The 23,870-nt window shown below is 45.5% G+C and carries 23 protein-coding genes, 1 tRNA gene and 1 pseudogene; 10 read left to right on the forward strand and 15 right to left on the reverse strand.

The window, feature by feature from the left end; genetic code table 11:
• From NT178_05685 to NT178_05705, 5 genes and pseudogenes are all read left to right on the forward strand, one after another.
• Positions 1-231: pseudogene (locus NT178_05685) on the forward strand (HD domain-containing protein).
• Between the two features lie 37 nt (positions 232-268).
• A complete protein-coding gene (locus tag NT178_05690; GenBank protein ID MCX5812022.1) occupies positions 269-1,810 on the forward strand; it encodes an efflux RND transporter permease subunit in 1,542 nt (513 codons plus the stop codon).
• A gap of 31 nt (positions 1,811-1,841) precedes the next feature.
• The gene (locus tag NT178_05695) at positions 1,842-2,072 is read left to right on the forward strand and encodes a hypothetical protein (protein ID MCX5812023.1); all 231 of its coding nucleotides are present in this window, start codon (positions 1,842-1,844) and stop codon (positions 2,070-2,072) included.
• 522 nt (positions 2,073-2,594) lie between these two features.
• On the forward strand, positions 2,595-2,939 hold the full coding sequence (locus NT178_05700; GenBank protein MCX5812024.1) for a hypothetical protein: 345 nt from the start codon (positions 2,595-2,597) through the stop codon (positions 2,937-2,939).
• Between the two features lie 157 nt (positions 2,940-3,096).
• Positions 3,097-4,131 (forward strand): zinc-dependent alcohol dehydrogenase family protein, encoded by a 1,035-nt coding sequence (locus tag NT178_05705; protein MCX5812025.1) that lies wholly within the window; start codon positions 3,097-3,099, stop codon positions 4,129-4,131.
• A gap of 22 nt (positions 4,132-4,153) precedes the next feature.
• Here the strand turns inward: NT178_05705 and NT178_05710 are convergent, their stop codons facing one another.
• The 4 genes from NT178_05710 to NT178_05725 form a co-directional block, all read right to left on the reverse strand.
• A complete protein-coding gene (locus tag NT178_05710; GenBank protein MCX5812026.1) occupies positions 4,154-6,181 on the reverse strand; it encodes a PAS domain S-box protein in 2,028 nt (675 codons plus the stop codon).
• A gap of 1 nt (position 6,182) precedes the next feature.
• Positions 6,183-6,353 (reverse strand): hypothetical protein, encoded by a 171-nt coding sequence (locus NT178_05715; protein MCX5812027.1) that lies wholly within the window; start codon positions 6,351-6,353, stop codon positions 6,183-6,185.
• Between the two features lie 143 nt (positions 6,354-6,496).
• Positions 6,497-7,390: a phosphoribosylaminoimidazolesuccinocarboxamide synthase gene (locus NT178_05720; protein ID MCX5812028.1), complete on the reverse strand. Its 894-nt coding sequence runs from the start codon at positions 7,388-7,390 to the stop codon at positions 6,497-6,499.
• A gap of 47 nt (positions 7,391-7,437) precedes the next feature.
• Positions 7,438-8,130 carry a flavin reductase gene (locus NT178_05725; GenBank protein ID MCX5812029.1) on the reverse strand — a complete coding sequence of 231 codons (693 nt, stop codon included), beginning with the start codon at positions 8,128-8,130 and terminating at the stop codon, positions 7,438-7,440.
• Between the two features lie 172 nt (positions 8,131-8,302).
• Here NT178_05725 and NT178_05730 point away from each other — a divergent pair, with 172 nt between their 5' ends.
• The 5 genes from NT178_05730 (at position 8,303) to NT178_05750 (ending at position 12,934) form a co-directional block, all read left to right on the forward strand.
• Positions 8,303-9,106 (forward strand): potassium channel family protein, encoded by an 804-nt coding sequence (locus NT178_05730; GenBank protein MCX5812030.1) that lies wholly within the window; start codon positions 8,303-8,305, stop codon positions 9,104-9,106.
• Positions 9,107-9,165: 59 nt separating this feature from the next.
• Positions 9,166-10,848: a GAF domain-containing protein gene (locus NT178_05735; GenBank protein MCX5812031.1), complete on the forward strand. Its 1,683-nt coding sequence runs from the start codon at positions 9,166-9,168 to the stop codon at positions 10,846-10,848.
• 131 nt (positions 10,849-10,979) lie between these two features.
• Positions 10,980-11,540 (forward strand): nitroreductase family protein, encoded by a 561-nt coding sequence (locus NT178_05740; protein ID MCX5812032.1) that lies wholly within the window; start codon positions 10,980-10,982, stop codon positions 11,538-11,540.
• A 20-nt stretch (positions 11,541-11,560) separates the two neighbouring features.
• A complete protein-coding gene (locus NT178_05745) occupies positions 11,561-12,664 on the forward strand; it encodes a DegT/DnrJ/EryC1/StrS family aminotransferase (protein ID MCX5812033.1) in 1,104 nt (367 codons plus the stop codon).
• Between the two features lie 174 nt (positions 12,665-12,838).
• Positions 12,839-12,934 (forward strand) — tRNA-Sec (locus NT178_05750).
• Positions 12,935-13,354: 420 nt separating this feature from the next.
• On the opposite strand, the gene NT178_05755 is transcribed toward NT178_05750, so the two are convergent.
• The 11 genes from NT178_05755 to NT178_05805 are packed head-to-tail and all read right to left on the reverse strand — an operon-like array spanning position 13,355 to position 23,835.
• Positions 13,355-14,125 carry a 3-oxoacid CoA-transferase gene (locus tag NT178_05755; protein ID MCX5812034.1) on the reverse strand — a complete coding sequence of 257 codons (771 nt, stop codon included), beginning with the start codon at positions 14,123-14,125 and terminating at the stop codon, positions 13,355-13,357.
• A gap of 6 nt (positions 14,126-14,131) precedes the next feature.
• Entirely contained in the window at positions 14,132-15,142 is a 1,011-nt protein-coding gene (locus NT178_05760) for a CoA transferase subunit A (GenBank protein ID MCX5812035.1), read from the reverse strand.
• A 25-nt stretch (positions 15,143-15,167) separates the two neighbouring features.
• Positions 15,168-15,971 carry a cyclase family protein gene (locus NT178_05765; GenBank protein ID MCX5812036.1) on the reverse strand — a complete coding sequence of 268 codons (804 nt, stop codon included), beginning with the start codon at positions 15,969-15,971 and terminating at the stop codon, positions 15,168-15,170.
• Between the two features lie 27 nt (positions 15,972-15,998).
• Positions 15,999-16,250, reverse strand: a complete 252-nt coding sequence (locus NT178_05770) for a fumarylacetoacetate hydrolase family protein (protein MCX5812037.1) — start codon at positions 16,248-16,250, stop codon at positions 15,999-16,001.
• Positions 16,251-16,280: 30 nt separating this feature from the next.
• Positions 16,281-16,814 (reverse strand): 4Fe-4S dicluster domain-containing protein, encoded by a 534-nt coding sequence (locus NT178_05775; protein MCX5812038.1) that lies wholly within the window; start codon positions 16,812-16,814, stop codon positions 16,281-16,283.
• A gap of 3 nt (positions 16,815-16,817) precedes the next feature.
• A complete protein-coding gene (locus NT178_05780) occupies positions 16,818-19,214 on the reverse strand; it encodes a molybdopterin-dependent oxidoreductase (GenBank protein MCX5812039.1) in 2,397 nt (798 codons plus the stop codon).
• A gap of 5 nt (positions 19,215-19,219) precedes the next feature.
• Complete coding sequence (locus NT178_05785; GenBank protein MCX5812040.1) at positions 19,220-19,924, reverse strand: ABC transporter ATP-binding protein; 705 nt, start codon at positions 19,922-19,924, stop codon at positions 19,220-19,222.
• The gene (locus tag NT178_05790) at positions 19,908-20,678 is read right to left on the reverse strand and encodes an ABC transporter ATP-binding protein (protein ID MCX5812041.1); all 771 of its coding nucleotides are present in this window, start codon (positions 20,676-20,678) and stop codon (positions 19,908-19,910) included. Before NT178_05790 ends, NT178_05785 begins: the two co-directional genes overlap by 17 nt.
• Positions 20,675-21,919: a hypothetical protein gene (locus NT178_05795; protein ID MCX5812042.1), complete on the reverse strand. Its 1,245-nt coding sequence runs from the start codon at positions 21,917-21,919 to the stop codon at positions 20,675-20,677. The genes NT178_05790 and NT178_05795 overlap by 4 nt, the downstream gene beginning before the upstream one ends.
• A 58-nt stretch (positions 21,920-21,977) precedes the next feature.
• Complete coding sequence (locus NT178_05800) at positions 21,978-22,940, reverse strand: branched-chain amino acid ABC transporter permease (protein ID MCX5812043.1); 963 nt, start codon at positions 22,938-22,940, stop codon at positions 21,978-21,980.
• A gap of 13 nt (positions 22,941-22,953) precedes the next feature.
• Entirely contained in the window at positions 22,954-23,835 is an 882-nt protein-coding gene (locus NT178_05805) for a branched-chain amino acid ABC transporter permease (GenBank protein ID MCX5812044.1), read from the reverse strand.
• Positions 23,836-23,870 lie beyond the last annotated feature (35 nt).

The raw sequence follows: 23,870 nt of genomic DNA on the forward strand, positions 1-23,870 counted from the left end.
CAGATCGCCACGTCCATCGCCCGGGGCATCGGGGTGAACGCGGCCTTGGCCGACGCGATCGCGCTGGGCCACGACTGCGGGCACGGCCCCGGCTGGCACGCCAGCGAGGACGCGTTCGACGCGTACGTCCCCGGCGGGTTCGACCACGGCCCGTGGGGCGCCGACGTCTCGCTCGCCGACCTCAACCTCTGCGCGCAGACCCTCGACGGCATCCATTCATACGTTTCTTGGAGGGCACGAAGGGAAAGGGTTCAAATTTGTTGAGATTATGAGCGATTACTATGCGCGGTTCATCAGGACTTTAATGCAAAAGTCCCGGACGGTACTTCTCGCTTCTTCAGGGGTTGTTCTGGCAGGATTCATTGTCGGCTTTTTGGTAATGGGTACTCAATTCCTTCCCAAAATGGATGAAGGGAATATCTATATCAGAATATCACTCCCTTACTCTGTTGCGCTCAGCAAAACCCATGAGACTGCGAAAAAGGTCAGAAGTATGCTCCTTGAATTTCAAGAGATAAAGACAGTTGCTGTTCGTGTGGGAAGGCCGGAAGATGGAACTGACCCGACAGGCCCGTTCAATAACGAGTATTATGTTGGTTTAAAACCATACAACCAATGGAAAAGAGGTATAACAAAAGAGGTTCTGGAAGATGAAATAAGGGAAAAACTTAACAAATCTGTTCCTAATGCTATTATCAGCGTTTCCCAATATATGCAGGATAACCTTGAAGAAATGATGTCCGGTGTAAAGGGTGAAAATGCGGTGAAAATATTTGGAGAAAACCTTGCCGAACTTGATCGTTTAGCAAAAGATTTCAAGGAAATAATCGAAAAGGTTCCCCAGATTAAAGAAGTGGGAATTTATCGGGAGCTTGGTCAACCCAATTTATTGATAGACGTAAACAGGGCAAATGCAGCAGCTCTCGGGCTTAATGTGGGCGAGATTCTGGATATGGTTTCTGCGGCATTGGGCGGTAAGGTGGCAAGCCAGATTATAGAAGGTGAAAAAAGTTTTGCCCTCCAGGTAAGCTTTCCTGTTGAGTACAGAAAAGAACCGGAACGAATATCGAGCATCCCCATTATTTTACCTTCCGGAGGGGTTATACCGTTATCAAGAGTAGCAAATATAAGGTATGACACAGGCGCGTCATTCATTTACAGGGAAAATTATAAAAGATATATTCCCATCAAATTCGGAGTTGATTCAAAAGACCTGGGAGGTACAGTAAAAAAGGCTCAGAAAGAAACCCGGAATGTAAAACTTCCCGAAGGATATTTTACCGAATGGAGCGGTATATTTAACGAAATGGAGGAGGCCTTCAGAAGATTTTACATTTCAATACCTTTGGCAATTTTCCTTATTATGATCCTGCTGTATGTATTCCATGGAAATATGCGAAACGTACTGCTCACAACGGTGGCGCCCGTCTGCGCTGTCTTTGGCGGCGTCATCAGCCTCCTCGTAACAGGTCAGTCTCTCAGTATCTCTGCGATAGTCGGTTTTATATCGATCATCGGCATATCGACATTTAAAACGTGTATTTTAATAAGCCATTATCTTGAGGTGTATAAGGAAAAGAAAAATCGTCAGGAAGCTATTATTGAAACAGTACGGGAAAAATTCAGGTCAATTCTTATGGTCGGTCTTACCGCCTCATTGGGACTTCTTCCTGCCGCTCTGGCCCATGGTGTGGGGAGTCAAATCCAAAAACCGCTTGCTATTGTTGTTGTTGGTGGAATGCTCATAGGTACAGGCATTATTCTTCTTGTTATGCCGTTGCTGTTCAAGTTTGTACAAATTGAGGAGTAATCAATTGTTAAAATACAGAAGGGGGTCTAAAGTGTCGCAATTCATAAGGATCAAACATTATATTATCAATCTGGAAACGCTGACCTATATTCGCCTGGCAGAAGATTACATCGACTTCGGATTTGCCTTCCCTACAGAAAAGGCTGGCGGGCACAACTATGTAAGGCTTGAAAAGGGAGTAGATTTGGACGATACGGATTTTAAGGAGGTGAGAGACTTTGCTCTCGGACTACCTGATCCGGATAGGGTTATTGTTGTATAAATATTGACAAGGAATCTCCCTCTAAATTTAAGCACTGTCAATAAATACTGACATCTTGAATACATCATTGGGCAACAGGCCGTATTTAGTGGACACCAAAGCTGACGTACAATACAAAGTCGGGGGTGTCAACATGGAAATGGCTCAAAAAAAGTATTCACAAAGCGGTTTGTTTTGCCTTGTATGATATTTCTTCTGTTTTTCCGGGTTATATAAGTTACTTGCATCCTTTTTCATTATCCATATTTTTGTCTAATTCAAACTCATCGTTTTCGCTTTATTGGGTACGTTGCATTAAAACTATCGGACATATAGACAACAGAGGGGTTCATATTATTGGATGTGTATAGTCTCTTCGCAGAAACTTCCCACTTGTCGAACTGAAGCGAGCTTGTTGCAAAGCCTGCCTGTGCGATGTATTTGCCTTTTGTATTTCAGTTGACATGTATTCCCGGTATTTGTATAAAGTAGCTCAACCGACAGGGAAAGCATCTGGAATCAACTGCATAAGGACGGTATGGAATGGATAAAAAGAAGATAAAGGTTTTAATTCGTGACCTTGTCATTTTCTGGTTTTTGGTGATTATTTTTATTCTTATCTGGAGACATAATATTGCTGCTACCTGTTTTATAGTAATTGTTTATCTCATACGGTATTTCCTGTGGCCTGACAATGAAGATCATGTTGTGTTTGTTGCCGGTGCAGTTCTCGGTTCAATTGCCGAGATTATTGCCACAAAAGCCGGTACCTGGAGCTATACACTTCCTACCTTTCTCAATATACCCCTCTGGCTTCCTTTTGCCTGGGGTTTTGTTTCTGTCCTGATTATTCGAATAGCCCAGACCTTCCTGAGAAACAGGGACTGAAACTGGTCCATGACCTGCGTCGCCATAACTACGTATCGAAAGAAATTGAAAAATGGGGTTCAGGGTTAAAGAGGATAAAAACTTCGTTGACCCTCGAATATCATGGTGATAGAGTATTGTTGTTCCCGGTGCAATTCACTACAGGAAGGTTAACACTATGAGAGCAATGATATTGAACAGGATATGCAACATCAGTGAAAACAAGCATCCCCTTGAATTAACGGATTTGCCCATCCCTGTGCCGAAGGAAGATGAAATCCTTATCCGGGTATCTACCTGCGGCGTCTGCCATACCGAACTTGATGAGATTGAGGGCAGAACTCCCCCGCCCCGATTTCCTGTTGTCCCTGGACACCAGATTGTGGGAAAAATAGAGAAAACAGGTGAAAAGGTAAAAAAACTGAAAGCAGGCGACAGGGTGGGCGTCGGATGGATCCACTCTGCCTGCGGAACATGCAGGTTCTGTCTTGAAGGCGATGAAAACCTCTGCATACAGTTTGAAGCCACGGGCAGGGATGTTAACGGAGGATATGCCGAGTATGCCGCTGTCCCTGAAAAATTCGCCTACATGATCCCCGATATATTTTCCGATATAGAGGCGGCTCCGCTTTTATGCGCCGGCGCAATCGGGTACCGGTCGATACGGCTCACAGGCATTAAAAACGGCGACACCCTCGGGCTCATAGGATTCGGCGCATCTGCCCATATTGTCCTGCAGATGGCGCAATACAAGTACCCGAAATCAAAGATATTTGTCTTTGCCCGCAGTGACGGGGAACGTACCTTTGCACGGGAACTCGGCGCTCACTGGTCAGGCGACATTGAAGACGAACCACCGGAACAACTTCGTTGTGCCATTGATACAACCCCGGTCTGGAAACCGATCTTGGAGGGATTAAGGCATCTTGAGAGGGGCGGTCGGCTTGTCATTAATGCGATACGAAAGGAGGAGATAGACAAGGAAACTCTTCTCGATCTTGACTATCCGGGCCATCTCTGGCTTGAGAAAGAGATAAAAAGCGTTGCCAATGTGGCAGGCAGGGATATCAGCGAATTTCTTGAATTGGCGGCAAAAATACCAATCAAACCGGAGGTGCAGGAATACATGCTTGAAGATGCCAACACAGCTCTCGTCGAACTCAAGGAAAGAAAGATTCGCGGGGCAAAGGTGCTGAGAATCGGCGAAACATAGCACCCACAGTTTTTTTCATGCCTCAGCAAGAGACCTGTGCATCCAGTATTTCCCTTATTTTATTTAACAAATCGTACGATGTTAATGGTTTTTGAATAAAGTTAACTGTTTTATCTTGAACCCCTTTATCAATAACAACATCGCCGGTATAGCCGCTGGTGAAGAGCACCTTGATGTCGGGATTAATCTTCTTTATCTCCTCATATGCCTCTTTCCCGTTCTTTTTGGGCATAACAACATCGAAGAGAAGAAGGTCTATTTCATCTTTATGTTCAAAAAAACTCCGGAGGGCATCCTCTCCATCAACGGCCTCAATGACGGTATAGCCTGCCATGCCGAGCACCATCGTGGCAAGGGTTCGTAATTCAGTATTATCCTCAGCTATAAGGATTGTTTCTGTACCGCCCTTAACCTCCAGAATCCCGTTTTTCTCTTCGTCTTTTATTGTTTTTATTGCCGGGATGAATATACAAAACGTTGTACCCACGCCCTGGTCACTGTATGTATCAATAAACCCGTTATGCTGCTTGATAATGCCGTATACCATAGAGAGGCCGAGCCCTGTACCCCTGCCTACCTCCTTTGTGGTGAAGAAGGGGTCGTATATGTGCTCTTTTGTCTTTTTATCCATGCCAATGCCGGTATCTTTTACCAATATCAGGGCATATTCGCCAGATTTGTCATATCCCTGCATCTGCAGAAATTCGGTATCCGCTTTTACCTTTTTTGTTTCGATAACTAACCTGCCTCCTTTTGGCATAGCATCACGTGCGTTTGTGGTAAGATTCATCAATACCTGGTCTATCTGTGTTTTGTCGGCCATAATGGTAACATCTGTATTTTCAAGTATTACTTCCAAATCTATGTCTTCTGTTAAGAGTCTCTTTAACAGTGTTTCCATTGCCTTTATAAGGGTATTAACCTTGTAAGGCTTAAGCTCTATTACCTGTTTCCTGCTGAAGGCCAAAAGGTTCTGGGTAAGACCTGCAGCCTTTTCTGATGATGTGAGTATGTGTTCCAGATACATCCTTCTCGGATCATCCTTGTCCATCTTCATCTTTAAGATATCCCCATACCCCATAATAGCAGAAATGATATTATTGAAGTCATGGGCAATGCCGCCGGCAAGTTGACCGATAGACTCTATTTTTTGTGATTGGAGAAGCTGGGCTTGCAGTTTTTCCCTATCTTCCTCTGCCCGTTTCTGCCCGGTTATATCCGTCAGAGCGGTAATGCTGTAATCTTTCAAATGCGTTGTTCTGAATTCTATACACTTGGTCTGCCCATTCTTACAGGTAATGATGAACTCTATATCGGCGCCCTTGCCTCCTTCGTGTAATCTGTCTGTTTTCCATGCATCAATAACTTTTCTCCTGTATTCCGGATCAGGATATGCCTTCTCGAACCAGCCTGTCCCGATAGTAATATCCTGAAGGTTGTAACCGGTAATATTGGTAAATTCCGGGTTGAGGTACTGATATTTACCGCTTTTATCTATGAGCGCAATGCCGACAGGCTGGTGTTCGAGGATGGTAAAAAGGGTTTTTCTCTCATCCTGCAGGGCTTCTATAGCTTTTTTCCGCTCTGTTATATCGAGAAGCGTCCCTATAATTGCCGGTTTCCCTTGATACATAATACGTGTAGTGTATGCTTCAACATTTTTTATATCGCCGTTTTTTGCAAGTATTCTGAATTCAAAATTAAGGGATTCGATTTCTCCTGACAGCCTTTTATGCATATTTTCTTTTACCCTGGGCCAGTCTTCGGGCAAGACCAGGTTTATCGGTCCTTTTTTGTCTATAATTTCATTGACTGTTAAACCATGTACTTCAGCGAACCTTGCGTTAACATATCTGAATAGGCCATCCTGAACAATATACATCCCGGCAAGCGATTTCTCTGCCATCTCCCTGAACTTGTTCTCCGATTCCTGCAGGGCCTGTTCTGTCCGCTCTCTCCTGGTTTCTGCTTTTTCAAGTTCAGCAATACGTTGGCGCAATTCAGACAATTCTTTGATAAGCCGCTCTTTGTTCTTGTTTTTATCTTCCATTTTATACCAATTCGCCTTCAAGAGTATTGATTGCCTCGCGGGTTAATACTACGAAGCTTACTTCGAGATGGTTGCCCCGCAACTTATCACGGGGTAATTCATTTAACATTGTTGCCTCGCCTTTGATGCCCCATCCGCTTGCAGCATGGTGATTCATTACAATTAGGAGCATACAATATTGTATACAATACTTCAAAGATTATTTTTCAGAGGATTACGGGCAAAATTATATTTATCATCCAACAACGTAAGGCAAAAGGTATTTGTAAATCATGATATTATTATGGAAAAAGCCAGTATTCGACACTCATAATTTCATAAGCCTTTTCCTGTCAGTATCCGGAGTATCTCCACGTATCGTGCCTGTGTCTTGTCGACTATTTCGGCCGGCAGTTCCGGACCTGGATATTTTTTGTTCCAGTCGAGCGTATTAAGATAATCTCTCACAATCTGTTTATCATAGCTGTCCTGAGGTTTTCCCGGTTGATAACCTTTTATCGACCAGAACCTCGATGAGTCAGGGGTCAACATCTCGTCTATAACTATCATTTCTCCGTCCAGCATGCCGAACTCGAACTTTGTGTCTGCTATTATAACACCCTTCTCTTCGGCAATTTTGCATGCCTTTTCATATATGCTTATACTTGTATCTCTCAGTTTTTTTGCCACCGCTTCACCTATCAGATCAATTGTTTCATTATAGGTAATGCTCATATCGTGGCCTTCATCAGCCTTTGTGGTTGGTGTAAAAATAGGCATCTCCAGTTTTGATGATTCCCGGAGGCCTTTGGTCAACGGTATTCCGCAAATATTCCCTTTTTCCTTATAATCGTTCCATCCCGAGCCTGCAAGGTATCCCCTGACCACACACTCAACGGGTATCACCTTTGCTTTCTTAACGATCATGCTCCGGTCTTTCAGTTGTCCACCATACTTTTTCAAAGGCTCGGGATATTTTTCAACATCCGTCTCCAGTATATGGTTACTGATAATATCTTCCATCTCATGAAACCAGAACCCGGAAAGCTTTGTTAAAACCCTGCCTTTATCAGTGATGCCGGTAGGTAAAACCACATCGAAGGCGGATAACCTGTCGGTGGTAACGATTAAAAGCCTATCACCCAGATCATATATATCCCTGACCTTCCCTTTTTTGGGAACACCTATCTCAGCAAAATTAGTTTCCCTTAAAGTTTTGTCCGTATCCATATGACCCTTCCTTTTTTATTTTTTATATATTATGAAGTAATGTCTTTTCATGTCTCCGGTTCGAACTCGCTTTTTGATGCGCCGCAGACAGGACATACCCAGTTTTCAGGCAGTTTCTCAAAGGCTGTGCCGGGTTTTATGCCGGCATCAGTATCACCATTTGCCGGGTCATATACATATCCGCAGACATTACACTTATATTTGCCGGCGATAGCGGGCTTTTCCCCGGGCTCCTCTTCTTTAACATACGTCGGGGCTGTTTTCGGAGATTTACCGCCCTTTATCTGATGGTAATATGCATAGGTCATCGGCTCTCCATCGCTTAAGGTATCACAGTCAACCACTTTTCCGATAAAAATAGAATGTGTACCCACGTCGGTAACACCGATGACCTCGCATTCAAGATAGCCTGCGCTATATTCCAGTACGATGGGGGCGCCTGTTAAACCGGTTTTAAACTTTACGTCTTTAAACTTATCAATGTCCCTGCCTGATTTGAACCCGAAATTCCCGATCAGCGTCATAGGCGCCTCATTTGAAAGAATGGAAATCGCAAATATTTTGCTTTCCATAATACACTCATGTGTCAGGTTGAGTTTATTTATGCTTATTGCTATTGTTGGAGGTTCAGAGGTAATCTGAAACGCTGTGTTGGCAATTTGTCCATTCAGCTTGCCTTCCTTTTTAGAACCGACGATATACATCCCGTAACAAATCTTCTGGATAGCCTTTAAGTTCATATAATGATCCTCCCTGTTTCGCAGTGTAAGGACAAATTATAAACTATTTTTGTTTAAAAGGGTATTTTAAAGCTTTTCCCGTTGACAAGCCTGAAAATCTCCTGATATCATTAGATTTATACCTAACAAAAGCTGATAGGTGTCATATACAATGCATGCCATAAAGACACGTTTGAAGATCTTTTTGATTATCTTTTTTGCACTGATAGTCACCGGGACCTTTGGTTTTATGCTTATCGAGAAAAAATCGCTTATCGATTCCGCCTATTTTGTTGTTGTTACCATGGCCACCGTAGGGTACGGGGACATCCATCCCATAACCCTGTCAGGCAAGATATTCACCATAATCCTCGTTATTATGGGCGTGGGCACATTTCTTGGCGTGATAGGCAATTTAACCGAAATCATGCTCGCCAAAAGAGAGATCGAGAGCCGTATGGAGAAGCTGAACATGGTTATCGGTGTTTTTTTCAGCGAAGTAGGCATGGGCCTTATGGACAGGTTTTCCCGATATGATCCTGAGTTTGATATAATACGACCGGAACTGCTTATCACCGCTCAATGGACAGATAAGGATTTTCACACTGCAAGAGAAAATGCCCATAGACATAACTATGGCGTGGATATAGAAAAAGTTGATCTTGAAAACCTGAAGAAGTTTCTCTTTGAAAGGAGAGGTTTTCTGGTAAGACTTCTGGAAAATCCGGTGCTGATGGAACATCAATCGTTTACCGATCTCCTCCGTGCCACATTCCACCTGACAGAAGAGTTGGCTTACCGCAATAACTTTCTCGACCTTCCGAAACCGGACGGAGATCACCTTGCTGTGGATATCAAGCGAGTATTCCATCTGATCGTAAGCGAGTGGCTGGATTATATGAGATACCTGAAAAGAAATTATCCTTTTCTATTCTCTCTTGCCATGAGGACAAATCCCTTTGATGAAAAAGCCTCTGTGGTCATAAACAGGGCATAAATGAAAACAGACATATGCAAAATGTTGTGCTATAATAGATAGTCAAGGACAGACTGCAGATGGACGCAGAAAAAATAGACCAAATAGAATGCTCGCCCGAAGAAGATAGGATAACCGAGTTACTCACAAAACCGGCATCCTTTATCAGGGAGTTCATCGAAGATCAGCTTGAAAAAACAAGGAAGCTGACCATGATCGGTGTTGCCCTGTCTGCTGAAAAAAACATCGACAGGCTTCTCGACATGATTGTTGAGGAGGCAAGATATTTTACCAATGCTGAAGGAGGGACACTGTATATCATGTCCGATGACGGGCAAGAACTCCATTTTGCCGTCGTCCAAAGTTCTACTCTCAATATCCATATGGGTGGAACAAGCGGAAAAATTACCTGGCGTCCGGTATTACTGGTAAACACGGACGGCACACCGAATTATTCAAATGTCTCTACCTACGCTGCCCTGTCAGGCAAGGTGGTCAATATTCCCGATGTGTATGATGCAGAGGGATTTAATTTTGAAGGCACACGTACATTTGACAAAAGAAACGGGTACAGGTCAAAATCAATGCTTGTTGTCCCGATGAGAAATCACGAAAATGACATCATTGGCGTGCTTCAGCTTTTAAATGCAAGCGATATATCGACAGGTGAAGTTGTTCCCTTCTCTGCCGATAACCGCCGGATGACAGAATCGTTGGCATCACAGGCAGCGGTAGCCCTCACCAACAACCTGCTCATCCACGGACTGGAAAACCTTTTGGAATCATTTATTAAATCAATCGCTGCTGCAATCGATGAAAAATCTCCCTATACCGGTGGTCATGTGAGGCGCGTTGCAGAGCTGACAATGACCATTGCAAACAAGATAAATACATCCACAGAAGGTTTTTATGCGGATACGCATTTTAATGAAGACCAGATGAAAGAACTTCGGATAGCCGCATGGCTCCATGATGTAGGCAAGGTAACAACGCCGGAATATGTCGTTGACAAAGCAACAAAACTTGAAACTATTTGTGACCGGATTGAACTGTTGAAAACCCGTTTTGAGGTATTAAAGAGAGACCACGAAATCGAGTTTCTAAAAAAAGTGGGCGGGCAAGGACCATCCTTAGAAAAGGGCAATGTTGTTTATAATGGAAACGATTTTATTAAAACACTTGAAGAAGACCTGATGTTCCTTGACGGTGCCAATGATGGGAGCAAATTTATGACTGACGAAATGGTTAAGAGGGTAAACGAAATTGCAGGCAGCCGGTGGACTGCAGATGGCACGTTAAAATCCATACTTACCGATGATGAAATCCGTAATCTTTGTATCAGGAACGGAACTCTTACTGAAGATGAAAGAAACATTATCAATAATCATGCCAAGGTTACTCATAAGATGCTCTCTCAATTGCCTTTCCCGAAGAAATTGAAGCATGTTCCGTATTATGCAGCAACACATCACGAAAGACCTGATGGTTCGGGCTACCCTCTTGGCCTTAAGGGAGATCAACTCCCTCTTCAATCACGCATGCTTGCGCTGGCTGATATATTTGAAGCCCTTACCGCTAAAGACAGGCCGTATAAAAAGGGGAAAGCCATCTCCGAGGTAATTAAGATCATGAAATTCATGGTGAAAGATAACTATATCGATCCTGAACTGTTTGACTTCTTTATAAAAGAGCAAATATATTTAGATTATGCAAAAGAAGAGCTCGCACCCCAACAAATCGATCTCGATAAGATTGAGTTATAAGCATCGAACAGACACGCCCGGGCGATGATCAGCTCAGGATATCCCATTATATTAAAGAGTAATTCATGTACTAATTCAATGTACTGTTGAGAATTTCGTAAAAAATATGTTAGCATAGTCTTTAAAAAGCCATGGATATTTTAAAAACAATTCAGGAAAGAAGGAGCATAAGAAAATATAAAACCGATCCGGTGCCTGAAGAGATTCTCTTTGAGATTCTTGAGGCGGCAAGACGGGCACCTTCATGGGCAAACACACAAACATGGCGGTTTATCATTGTAAAAGACGATCTGACAAAAAGGCTTTTATCAGACACACTCGGATCGAATAACCCCGCCAGGAACGCACTTATTGAAGCCCCGTTAACAATATGTCTTGCCTCAAAAAGAGGCGTATCCGGTTTTTATAAAGGGCAATGCTCTACAGATAAGGGGGATTATTGGTTCATGTTCGATGCGGGAATTGCTATGGAGCACCTCGTGCTTGCAGCATGGAATTTCGGTCTCGGCACATGCCATGTCGGTCTCTTTGATGCAGGGCAAGTAGAGGACATATTAAATATCCCCGATGATTATGCAATTGTCGAAATGACACCCCTTGGATATTTTGATATTGTACCTGCTATAACACCAAGAAAGACCTTCCAGGATATCGTATATCTCAACCAATTCGGCGAACCGTATAAAAAATAAATAAAGAAAAAGGATTTCCAATGAACATACCGGTTATAAACTTGAAAGAACAATACAAAAAGGTAAAAAAGGATATTTCGAAGAGTTTGGAGGAGATTCTGTCGGAGCAAAGACTGATCCTCGGCAAATACTGTACCTTGCTTGAAAACGCTATTGCAGATTATGCCGGTGTGCCTTATGCAATAACATGTGCAAACGGCACCGATGCATTAATCCTTTCTCTCATGGCGCTCGGCATAAAAGAGGGTGACGAGGTCATTACAACACCGTATACATTTTTTTCAACAGCAAGCTCTATTGCCCTTCTGGGGGCAAAACCGGTGTTTGTTGACGTGAGGAAGGAAGACCTTAATATTGACCCTGTGCTTATTGAGCTCGCAATAACACCGAAAACAAAGGCTATCACAGTAGTTCATCTCTTTGGAAAACTCTGCGATATGGACAGTATATGTAAAATCGGAAAAAAATACGGAATTCCTATTGTTGAGGATATGGCGCAATCACTCGGCGCCCGGCGAAATGGAAACATGTCCGGAAGCTTTGGAGACATAGCATCCCTGAGCTTTTACCCGACAAAAAACCTGGGTGGCATAGGTGAAGGCGGGATGGTGCTTACAAAGAGAAAAGACCTCGGCGAGAAGGCAAAAAAACTCAGGGTTCACGGCATGGGTAATGCCACTTACCATCATGAAATGATAGGCATAAACAGCAGGCTTGACGAGATAAAGGCATGCGCCCTTGTTGCTAAATTTCCCTACCTTGAATCATGGAATGCAAAAAGGATTGAAAACGCAAAATTTTACAACAAAAAACTGGGTGGTTTGCCTATTATGCTTCCTCAGCTTGACAACGATACATCCCACATTATCCATCAATACGTTATAAGGGTAAAAGAGAGGGACAGGCTCCAGGGTTTTTTAAAAGAGAAGGGTATTCAGACAGGGATATATTATCCTGTCCCGCTTCATCTCCAGGAATGCTTCGGCTACCTGGGTTATGCAAAAGGTTCTTTTCCCGTCTCAGAAGATGCTGCTTTAACAAGCCTCGCTCTTCCGGCATACCCTGAACTGAAAAAGACGGAGAAAAACTATATTATAGATGCCATAAAGGAATTCTTTCATTAATAGACTGTTGTTAAGAGTGCTTTTGTCCATTCGATCCGTTTGTATGAATTTCGCCTTTATTACAGATGTCCCTTTACGGACAGGCAGGCAAGACAGGGGTCGGCCATACTTATGGAAATTTCCGGATACAAGTAGATTGACAAAAATGCATACATTTAATACATTATTCACAATGGAAGTGCCAAGGCGCCTGGTGGGTCTCCTGGTCTTCAAAACCAGTGCACGGGTGTAGAGCCCGTGGGTGGGTTCGATTCCCATGCACTTCCGCCATAACTTGTTGATTTAATTAATTGTGATCGGTACAATAAGTTGGTCCTTTTAACCAGCTTATGCTACCCAACAAAGTTTTACGAATATTATCTCAATTTTGCTGATAATGCGGAAAAAATGAATGACGGGGATAGCAGGTTAGCACCCGTAATTCTCATAAATAACTGTCCTGTTTAATCAAAAACAGGTTCCAAAAGATGGTAAAATTGCTTCATGGTCATTCATATGCAGGTCAGGTTAAGCATTGTTGTGATAGACCACTTATAATAATCAGGAAATTACTCAAACAAGGAAGGCTCTCATTCTTGATAATATGGCGTTCAGCTTCCCTCTCTACTCTCTAAACTTCCTCTCTGCCTCCCAAGACAGCCAAACCTCAGTGAAAAGATTATTTATTAATGTAATCAATGACAAAGTTCCCTACTTTCCCAGCACGATCCCTGTCGGGTCTATTTCCTCCCGTAGAAGTTTCAGATATTCCGGGGGAGGGGTCGGACTTTCTCTGATCACATCAGGGGGAATAATATCAAAACTGGAGTTCGCCTTTACCGATTCTATGGTCTCACCGGGATGGAGAGAAAGAAGCTCTATTCTTTTCGATTCTGTATGAAACCCATAGATTGCAAACTGAGTCACAAGCCTGTATGGCCCTGTCCCTCTCGGCAGACCCGCTTTCTCTCTGGAACCAGGACCGTCAAGATATCCCGCGCTGGTCAGAAAGTCAAGTTTATTGACAAAGGTCTGCTTAGATTGTTTTGCAGTTATAATAATAAGCTTTTGAGAGAAAGATGCCACATCCGCGGCGCCTCCTGATCCGGGCAGTCTGGTTTTGGGGTGGTCGTGGTCTCCAATCACCGTAGTATTCAGGTTCCCGTATATATCGATCTGTGCAGCCCCAAGGAAACCATAGTCAATGTACCCTGCCTGTGATAGAGACATAATATCGTGCATACTGCTTGCCATAATGCTTTTATGGAAGGTCCTCCCCTGTCCGACGGAAATGGGGAGTTCCGGTATGCGGGGGCCTATCCCTCCGGCCTCGAAGACAATGAGAAGGTTGGGGGCATGGGTTTTCTGGGCAAGCATGGCGGCGATTATCGGAAGACCCGTACCCACGAAGACGGACTTTTTGTCTTCAAGCATTAAGGCTCCCAGATATGCAAGGTATTCCCTTATATTATAGTTTTCCATAGTTCCTCACTTTCTCCAGGGAGCGCTCATGGGCTCTCTCATGGATTCTCTTCGTCTGAGATAATTCATCTGCCTGATGCCTCCGCAAAGCTCGAGATATTCTTCAAAATTGTGTACCCCGAATACATATTTCTGGAGATAGGCCTGCACGCCATCTTGGGTCTTAGCCATACCGAGCCATTCCGAGATATGTTCCTCATCGTAGAAGTAGACACCTGGCATCTCGCAGGGATGGGAGCCGTAGGGCGATTCAATAACTGCGTCAACACAGAAGAAGGGGATGACCGTCCTCCATGGTTCATCGCGGATCATCTCATCATTGACAATCTCTTCCGCTGTGACAATGAGCCTGCGGGCGCATCGGGCTAATTCGAAATCTTCCACTGTAATGCCGTCGATCTGGGCGTTTCCGTAAACATCAGCGCGGTTGACATGTATAAATGCCGCATCAGGGTAGGCCGCCGGAATAAGCACAATGGGATTTCCCGTATATGGATCCCTCGCGGTTTTGCAGGAACTGTATTTCAACGTATCGGTCCCGAGTAAGGTGCGGGAGGGAATAAAGGAAAGACCCATCATACCTGCAAGGAACCGCCATTGATACCCGCCGTTGCTTGTTTCTGCAAGGACTTTGCACTCCCCGCTTTCTACCATCCTTTTTCCTGCCGGGGAGAGGCCTCTTAACTCGTGACCAAAGGAGTAAGCGGGTTCTACCCTGTTCACACACCCGGAACCGACAAGAAGATCGAGGTCGTGAACTGCTGTTTTTCCTGCCATGGCAAGATTTCTCTTCTTCTGTCTTATTATCTCGTAGATGATCTCCATGGAGACTCTGACATGACCAAAGCCTCCGCTTGCAATATAGTCCCCATCTCCGACAAACTGTTCTACCGCCTCTTTGGCAGTCATCAGCTTGCTTTTCAGTTCCCGGGACTTCTTTTTCTGCACCCATTCGCGGGCCTCATCGGGGTGATGCCATCCGATAAGCTCGCCCGATCCTTCATCCAGTATTTCCATGCTTTCTCCTTTATCCTTCTGATCTTTATTCTTCCCAAACAAGGGCAACGGGTCTTACCCATCCGGCACTTGCCCGTTTTACCTTAATAGGGAAACAACAAATAGTGAACCCGTAGGGACGGCCTATGGCGGAGAGATTGGCCATTTTCTCCATGTGACAGTAACCTATCTCTATCCCGGCAAAATGGGCCTCCCATATGACCTTGCGGTCTTTTGTCTCTTCAAAGTCTTTGGCCTGAACAGAGAGGGGGCGGTCAAAGCTCCAAGCATCGATCCCCATTATCCTCACCCCTTTTCTCGCGAGAAAGAGGGTGGCCTCCCTGGTCATACCGGGACCCTTTGAGAGATATTCAGGCTTACCCCAGAAAGCATCGGCGCCTGTATGAATAATCACTATGTCCATGGGCTTAATGTCGTAGCCTATCCTTTTCAATTCATCTTTGATGTCTGATACGGTAATGCTATAGGAGTCTCCCTTATGACGAAAATCGAGAAGCGCCCCATCGTGGAAGCACCACTCGAGGGGTATCTCATCGATAGTCATGGAAGGCAGGCCGTTGTCCTGTGTTGGATGGTAATGGTATGGGGCATCCATATGGGTACCTGAGTGGGTAGTAAGGGTTATGGACTCGGCGGCCCAGCCGAGACCTTGAGGGAGGTCTTTGTCCTCCAATCCCGGGAAGAACTGCTTCATTGTTCTTCCGCCCTCGATATGGTCAATGTACTCTATCTTTGGTATAGAGACAGGCGGGTCACTTGGAAGGTCGGACTCTACGGTGATGCTCAAGTCAATAAAACGTGTATGTTTCCTATGTATATTATTGTTCATATTTTTTGGCCTCCCTTCCCATTTTTCTCAGGATTTATTACGTTCAACACTGTTTCGAAGGATGCCGATACCTTCCACTTTCAACTCGACAACGTCTCCGGGCTTGATCCACTTGTTCAGCTCTTTGCCGCAGCCATTACCCACTGTTCCCGAACCTATAAACTCTCCGGGATAGAGGGGGTCTTCCATGGACAGATATGTAATCAACTCGGAAACTCGAAATGCATATCGCTGCTCCTGCCATCCGACTACATTCTTGTTTTTATAGCTTACGGACATGCCCGCCCGTATATTTTTCGGCTAAAAAAATTACAGCGGCACAAGCTTCCATCGTGCCGAGACATAACATACTTTTCCCATATACACCTTATGTCTGCCTTCGGTTGCTTTGTCGAGTTCACGAGGCGTTACGTACTGGAGAGACCCACCTGAGCAGTGCTGGACACAGCTCGGAATAAGGCCGTATTCGAGGCGGTCGATACACATCGAACATTTCCACGCTGTACTTTTCTTCGGGTTGATCTGAATAGCGCCGAAAGGACACGCGTGCACGCAGTAACCGCATTCTTTGCACGCAGTGTTATCGACCAGAACAACTCCGTCTTTTCTTTTCGAGATAGCACCATGGGGGCATACCGCCATACACAGCGGGTCGTCGCACTGAAGGCATGTGGTAAACACAAAATCCGTGGTCAGTTCGCCATTTATGCTTCTTGGTTCTATGGTAACCACCGAGACCGCCCTCGGCCCCGGGGGCAGATCATTCTCCTGTTTGCAGGCAACCTCGCATGCAAAACAGCGTATGCACCTGTCTATATCAATCAGCAGCGTCCCGGTTTCCATTCCTTAAGCCCTCCTGATTCTGCAGAGTTGGCAACGGAGCTGCGCCGATCCGATGGCGCGCGCGGAATGCGCATCATGGGTAAGTCTGTTGGCATTATTCCTGCCTGGCCATTGGGATGGTGCCAGGAGCACTCGTGGGTCTATCCCTTCCGTGAGGTAGGCATTTCCCTCAATACTACCCCTTGGGGATTCGACGATAACGGGGTCCCCCTGCCCTATTCCATGTTCGAGGGCCGTCTTCGGGTTGATGTAAACAAGGAAATCGGGGATTATCTCCCGGAGTACCGGAATGTTACGCAGTTCGGTGTGTCTGTATATAGCTTCCTTCCTTCCCGTCGTTAGTATAAGTGGAAATTCCCTGGCTATTTCAGGTGAGCTTATCGGACTTTCCGAAGGTTCTGTGTGGAGTGGGAGAGGATCAAACCCCATAGATTCGAGCTTTTTTGAATAAAGTTCTACTTTGTAGGAAGAATGGAGACGTGAAAAACCAAGGTTGGTAAACCCTGTCTTTTCATATTTCCTGTATGTATATGGGACCGTGTACCTACCCATATTCCTGAACTCTTCAAAAGTCATACCTGAAGGTTCGAGAATGGCGCCGCACATAGACTCTTCGTCTTTGAACATTAGATTGCCAAACCCGAGTCTAATAGCCAGTTCATTAATAATCTTATAATCGGACCAGCATTCATTCACTTCTACTGCTTTCTGCTGAAGATGAATGTCATTGTAAGTCACCTGAAAAAACGTTTGGACAGACGAACGCTCCATCCATGTGGCTACAGGCAGGACAATATCAGCTAGAAGAGCTGTGGGAGTCATAAAAAAATCAGCAACAGCAATAAACTCCAGTTTTTTCAAAGCCTTCATTACCATTGTGCTATTGCCGTATGAAAGCGCCGGGTTAGATCCCTGGCAGTACATTGCCTTTATAGGGTACGGTTTTCCCGTAAGAATGGCCTTCCAGACCGTTGGGGCGTGTGCTGTGGGAGACCAGGAGTCTTTGCCTGCAAGGAGAGGAAATCTCTTACTGCCCAGCCTCTTTTCATGGTCTTCTTCTGTCAGAAGTTGATTAAGACTGATATTGGGATTAACCGGACGCGGCATGGGAAGTATGTTGCCACCTGGTACATCAATATTGCCCGTAATTGCTGCAAGTATTCCAAGCGACATACAGGACGATATGGTATCGGCGTTCTGCTCGGTTGCGACACATTGCATGAGCAGTGCCGGTGTTGTCATGGCATAAAGTCTCGCAGCTTCAATGATTTTCTGTGAAGGAACCCATGTTATTTCTTCGGCTTTCCGAGGAGGGTAATCCTGGACTCTCTCCTTCAATTCCTCAAATCCGTTGCACCATATATCAACAAAATCTTTGTCGTAAAGACCTTCATTGATTATCACATTGAGCATCCCCAAGGCCAGGGCAGCATCGCTCCCGGGCCTCAACTGCAGCCAGAGGTCCGCTTTGGAGGCTATCTCGGAAAAAATAGGGTCAACTACAATTAATTTTGCACCCAATGCCCTGGCATCCATCATCCACGAACATTTTATGGGAGATGTGTTGGGAGGATTCATGCCCCACACGAGCATACACTTTGTCACCTCCGGGTGAAGAAAAAGGTCCGGGCATTCAAGGGCAGGGGCAATGCCGAGAAGCTGCTGAGAGGTAAACCTGGGCCAGAGACACTGTGCGTAACCGGGACCCACTAACTGATGACGAAATGCATTGGCAAACCGCTCGAAATATTGAACCCATCCTCTCGCAGTACCCGTTGCGAGAAGCACGGCATCCTTTCCATAATCCCCTTCGATCTCTTTGAGTCTCCGGGCTATGGTGTCCAAAGCTTCATCCCAGGAAATCTTTTCCCAATTACCGGAGCCCCGGCGGCCGACACACTTCAGCGGATGTCTCAGTCTCTCGGGATGCTGAATCTGGTACTTCGAGGCCAGACCCTTTGCGCAGAGTATTCCCCTCGTAGTGGGAGAGCTTGGATCACCCTCAACCTTCACTACCTTTCCGTCTTTCACAAAAACCAGTGCATCACATCCATTATTGCAGTTACAGCAGGAACTCTTGAATACTGTCGCCCCGGTCCGCTCGTCCAGCCTCGTGGACTGAAGCCTTTCACTCCGCCTTTGAGGCACGTATCCGGGGGCTGCGACTTTTTCAAGACAATCGCCGATCAAACGGGAGGCAAGGGTTTCTTTCTTACATTTCGGGCAGAGCATTAAGAAGCTCAAATCCTTGCAATCACCCCTCTCACTGAGAAGAACGGTAAGCTTCATAAGCAGCTTTGCTGAAATAACCGGTTGCCCGCACTTCAGGCATGGCATTTTCGATGCTGCCTCGGTTTTTCTTCGTTTATCACTCACAATTTCTTTTCCGATTGTCTTCATCACTTCTACAGGCCCAGATATGCTTTTCTTACATGTTCACTTTCAGTTAATTCACATCCTGTGCCTTGGAGGCAAATCTGACCGTTTTCTACCACATAGGCCCGTCTTGCCAGCTCCAGGGTCTGGATGACTTCCTGGGAAACAAGGAGAATGGTAATACCCTGCTCATTCAGTTTTTTCAGAGTCATTAGAATGTCGGTTGATAATTTGGGCGACAGGCTCATGGTGGGTTCGTCCAGGATAAGGACTGACGGACGCGACATCAATCCCCGACCTATGGCAAGCATCTGCTGTTCGCCGCCTGAAAGGGTTTTGGCAAGCTGGTTCTGCCGGTCCTTGAGAATAGGAAAAAGGTCGTATACCTGTTGGAACGATTCCTCGATAAGTCTTCGGGGTCGCTTGAGATAGGCACCCAATTGAAGGTTTTCCTTTACCTTCATAAGAGGAAAAATCCTTCTCCCTTCCGGAACCTGAACAATCCCTAATTCGCAGATCCGCCGGGGTGAGAGACCATCAAGTCTTTGTCCGTGGAATTCAATAGATCCTGCCGATATTCTCGTGAGACCCGAGATGGCGCGAAGAAGGGTCGATTTGCCGGCTCCGTTTGAGCCTATTATCGCCACAAATTCGTGATCGGCAACATCAATTCTAACATCCCTGAGGGCCTGCAGCTTACCGTATGATACGCTTACATTATTTACACTTAGCATATGCTGCCCCCAAATACGCCTCGATCACCCTCGGGTTCCGAACAATCTCTTCGACCTCACCATCAGCAATTTTACGGCCGTAATCCAATACCATGATTCTGCTGCATGTTTCCATGAGGGCACTCAGGACGTGTTCGATCATTAAGATTGTAATTCCAAGTTCTTCGGATATCCTGAAGATAAGTTCAATGCCTTCCTTAACCTCGGAATCGTTTAAACCTGCGAAGACCTCATCAAGAAGGATCAGCTTGGGATTGATAGACAAGGCTCTGCCAATCTCCAGACGTTTTCTCTCGGCCATAATCAGATCACCCGCCATTGCATCCTTTTTGTCTGCCAGACCCACAAATTCCAGAACCTCGAGAGCCCTTTGCCTGCCTGTCACAATATTGCTTTCGCTGGCGCCATAGAGAACCCCGACTGCGATATTGTCAAGGGCACTCAGCTCTTCGAAGGGTCTGACAAATTGAAAGGTCCTCCCGATACCCAGCCGGGCAATTCTGGATGGCTTCCATCCCCCGATAGAAGTGCCATTGAAGGTAACCTTACCGCCATCGGGTGCATAAAATCCCGATATTGAATTGATGAGAGTAGTCTTACCGGAGCCATTGGGACCGATAAGCCCCATGATTTCTCCCTCTTTTACAACAAAATCGACTTCGGAAACAGCCGTCAAACCGCCAAATCTCTTGGTTACCTTTTCTCCTGTGAGAATAGGCTTTGAATCGGGGGAATGTTTTGCGTGTTTCATCATTTGATTTGAAGAACCTCCCTGGCCATGGATTCGAAGATCTCATCGGAAATGGACCATTTACGCACAATTGATTCGCGCTTGACCTTTTCCACAAGCTCATCGACCTGTTCTTTTGTGGCCGTAAAGCCAAATTTCTCCAGTTTATCCCTGACAATGGTCCCGCCGCTCATTTTACCGAGAATAAGGTTGACACCCCTGCGGCCGATTAACTCTGGTGCAAAAGCTTGGGTGCTGAAAGGTTTGTCTGTTTTGGCCATCCTTAGGGTCATGTCAACGACCATCCCTGACTCAAAGGTAAACTCGTTGTCCCCAATGATGGGTTTGTTGGAAGGAATAGGTATCTTGGCAATTTCCGATATAAGGCGGGAGGTGGGATATATGCGGTCAAGCCTTACGCCGGTATCGACCCCGAGAAGCAGTTCGGTACCCATAACTACTTCTTCGGTGGACGCATTTCCTGCTCTTTCACCAAGGGTGTTCATTGCAGTGTGGACCGTTACAGCCCCTGCCGCGATACCTGAAAGCATGACTGAGGTAGCCAGCCCGTAATCATTGTGAGCATGAAGGGCAACGGTAACATTCGGCGCCCATTCTTTGACTTTTCTTACCATATACATGGTTGTTAACGGGAGCCCAAAACCCATAGTGTCCGTATAGGTTATCTGATCAACTCCTGCTTCATTAGCCACTGCTTTGTATAATCTCTCAAGGAACGGCATGGGCGTTTTTGTGGCTTCCCAGGGCATGACCGAGGTTTCAAGCCCCAATTTCTTTGCAAGGGCCGCTGCTTTCACCAATTTTTCAACCATCTGATCCTCACTGAGACTCCACACAACCTCGCCGAACCATGGGGACGCTGGACATTCCACAACAACGCCGTCCGCACCGGCTTCAGCAGCAAACTCGACTTCTTTTTCAGCCCATCTGCAGAGAAAAACTATCTTGGTCTTTCGTCCGGCCTTTCGCATCTTTACAAGTTCCTTTGCCACTTCTCTGTCATCGGATGAAATGATTGGGAGGAGTTCTACGCTGTACACACCCATGTCATCGAGGGCCTCATATATCCGAAGCTTTTCGTCCGGCTTGAGTGCTACATGCGGTGTCTGTTCAGCTTCCCGTAATGTTACGTCATGGATACGGACCTTTTCAGGCAATGTATACTGCTGCCTGATCTCATCCAGGTAATTGAACTCTGTTACCCAGTATTTATCTGTCAACCATTTGTTTTTTTCTTCTGTCATTTATGTAACCTCCTGTTCATACTATTTTTATTATGAATCATAACGGTCTTTATATGTCTTAATTGGACTCTCGACTCGTTTTTCCTTCTACTTTGCTTTTCCTGAACAGACCTATCAGGCCGTTCGGCAAATACATGATTACCACCACAAGAAGGAGTCCGTATATTATTCTGGAGACCTCTGCACCTATGCCGGCTGCGGCAGTCAGTAATTCATTAATGATTATCAGAATGCTTGCTCCTACAATCGGACCAACCCATGATTTCCGGCCTCCAAGGAGAGCCATGAGGACCACAAGGACGGAGATATTCACATCGAAAATAAAATCCGGGTGAATATAACTCCTGTAGTATGCATAAATCCCTCCCACCACGCCTGCAAGAAATGCACTGATAACAAATGCCCATATCTTCAGCCATGTTGCGTTGACACCCTGGGTCTCGGCACTGTCCTCGTCATGAAATATCGACCTTAAACCGAGTCCGAATTTGGACCGCTCGACCCACATGGCAATAAGAATCACAATGAACATAAGAGCAAGCATAATTTCATAGAAAATCACCCGGTTTGCAAACATACTTACCTTCATGAAGGGCAGCCAGAGCCCTGTTGATGATCCGAGAGACTCCACATTAATGACGACAACCCGGGCTGATAAGCCAAGACAGAATGTGACAAGGACAAAATAAGGACCTCTCAGTCTGAGGCAGGGCCAGGCTATGATACCTGCCACTATAGCTGCGATCACACCTCCCAGGACCGAAGTGTAAAAGGGAGAGAGGCCCAGCTTGAGCAGCATGATTGAGCTTGTGTATGCTCCAATACCAAAGAATGCCGCATGACCGAAGTTCATGTACCCAGTGTATCCGCCGAATATGTTCCAGCCGCATGAAAGTGCTGCGTACATAAAAAGGCTGAACATGGCTGAAAGGTAGTAGACGTCAGGCCTTAGGAAAGGAAAAAGACCCAAGCCTATGACAACCAGAAATAAGATTAAAATTGAGCGGTTCTTCTTTTCCATCACTTCTCCGGATTTATTGCTGAAAAAGACCCGTAGGCTTTACCAACAGTAACAGAATTATTATTCCGAACAACACAAGGTTAATCCACGTCAAAGGGATGAGTGCAGAACTGATGCCTATGATAAGGCCTATAATAAGGCCTGATATGGCAGTTCCGAGAATGCTCCCCACTCCGCCGAGAATCACCACTGCAAAGACAAAAATGATCCAACCGTAATGTGTTGCCGGTTCAATCGAGTACATAAGACTCATGCAGGTACCGGCGATCCCGGCGGTTGCCAGGGATACGCCATAGGTAACTGCAGTTATGGTGCTTGTTCTGATGCCCATCAGAACAGCCCCTTCCCGATCCTGCCATATAGCCCTGGCTGCTTTTCCGAGAAAGGTATGGTGAAGAAAGATATATACAATCCCGACAGTGACGGCTGCAATGCCGAAACTGATGAGATGATTGACTGAAAGGGCTATATCGCCGATAAATATCGATTTCCCTGAAAAATCTGTTGTCACCAGCCTCGGAGTTGCTTTGCAGAAATAAAGCAGCATGTTCTCTACAATAATGGTTATACCGAAGGTGAGCACCAGGGACGCCGATGTAAGGTCCCTGGTTTTTCGTGCAGTTAATCGGATAACCGTCCGATCCATGATGACTCCGATTATAAAAAGAACCGGGATAACAATCACCAGGGAAACAAGGGGATGGACACCATAGAGTTCCAGGAGCCAGTAAGTGATGTATGCCCCTACCAGTGCAAACACGGGGTGGCTCAGGTTTACCACATGGCTTATACCAAGTATGAGACTGAAACCTACGGCAAGGACCGTGAAAATTCCGCCCAGAAGGAGTCCACTCACTATACTCTGGATGAATTGGTTTAATGATATTCCCTGCAAAGTATTTCTCCTAACAATATTTATTGAGCTGCAAC

It is taken from the genome of Pseudomonadota bacterium, from assembly GCA_026388255.1.
Taxonomy (GTDB): Bacteria; Desulfobacterota; Syntrophorhabdia; order Syntrophorhabdales; family Syntrophorhabdaceae; genus JAPLKB01.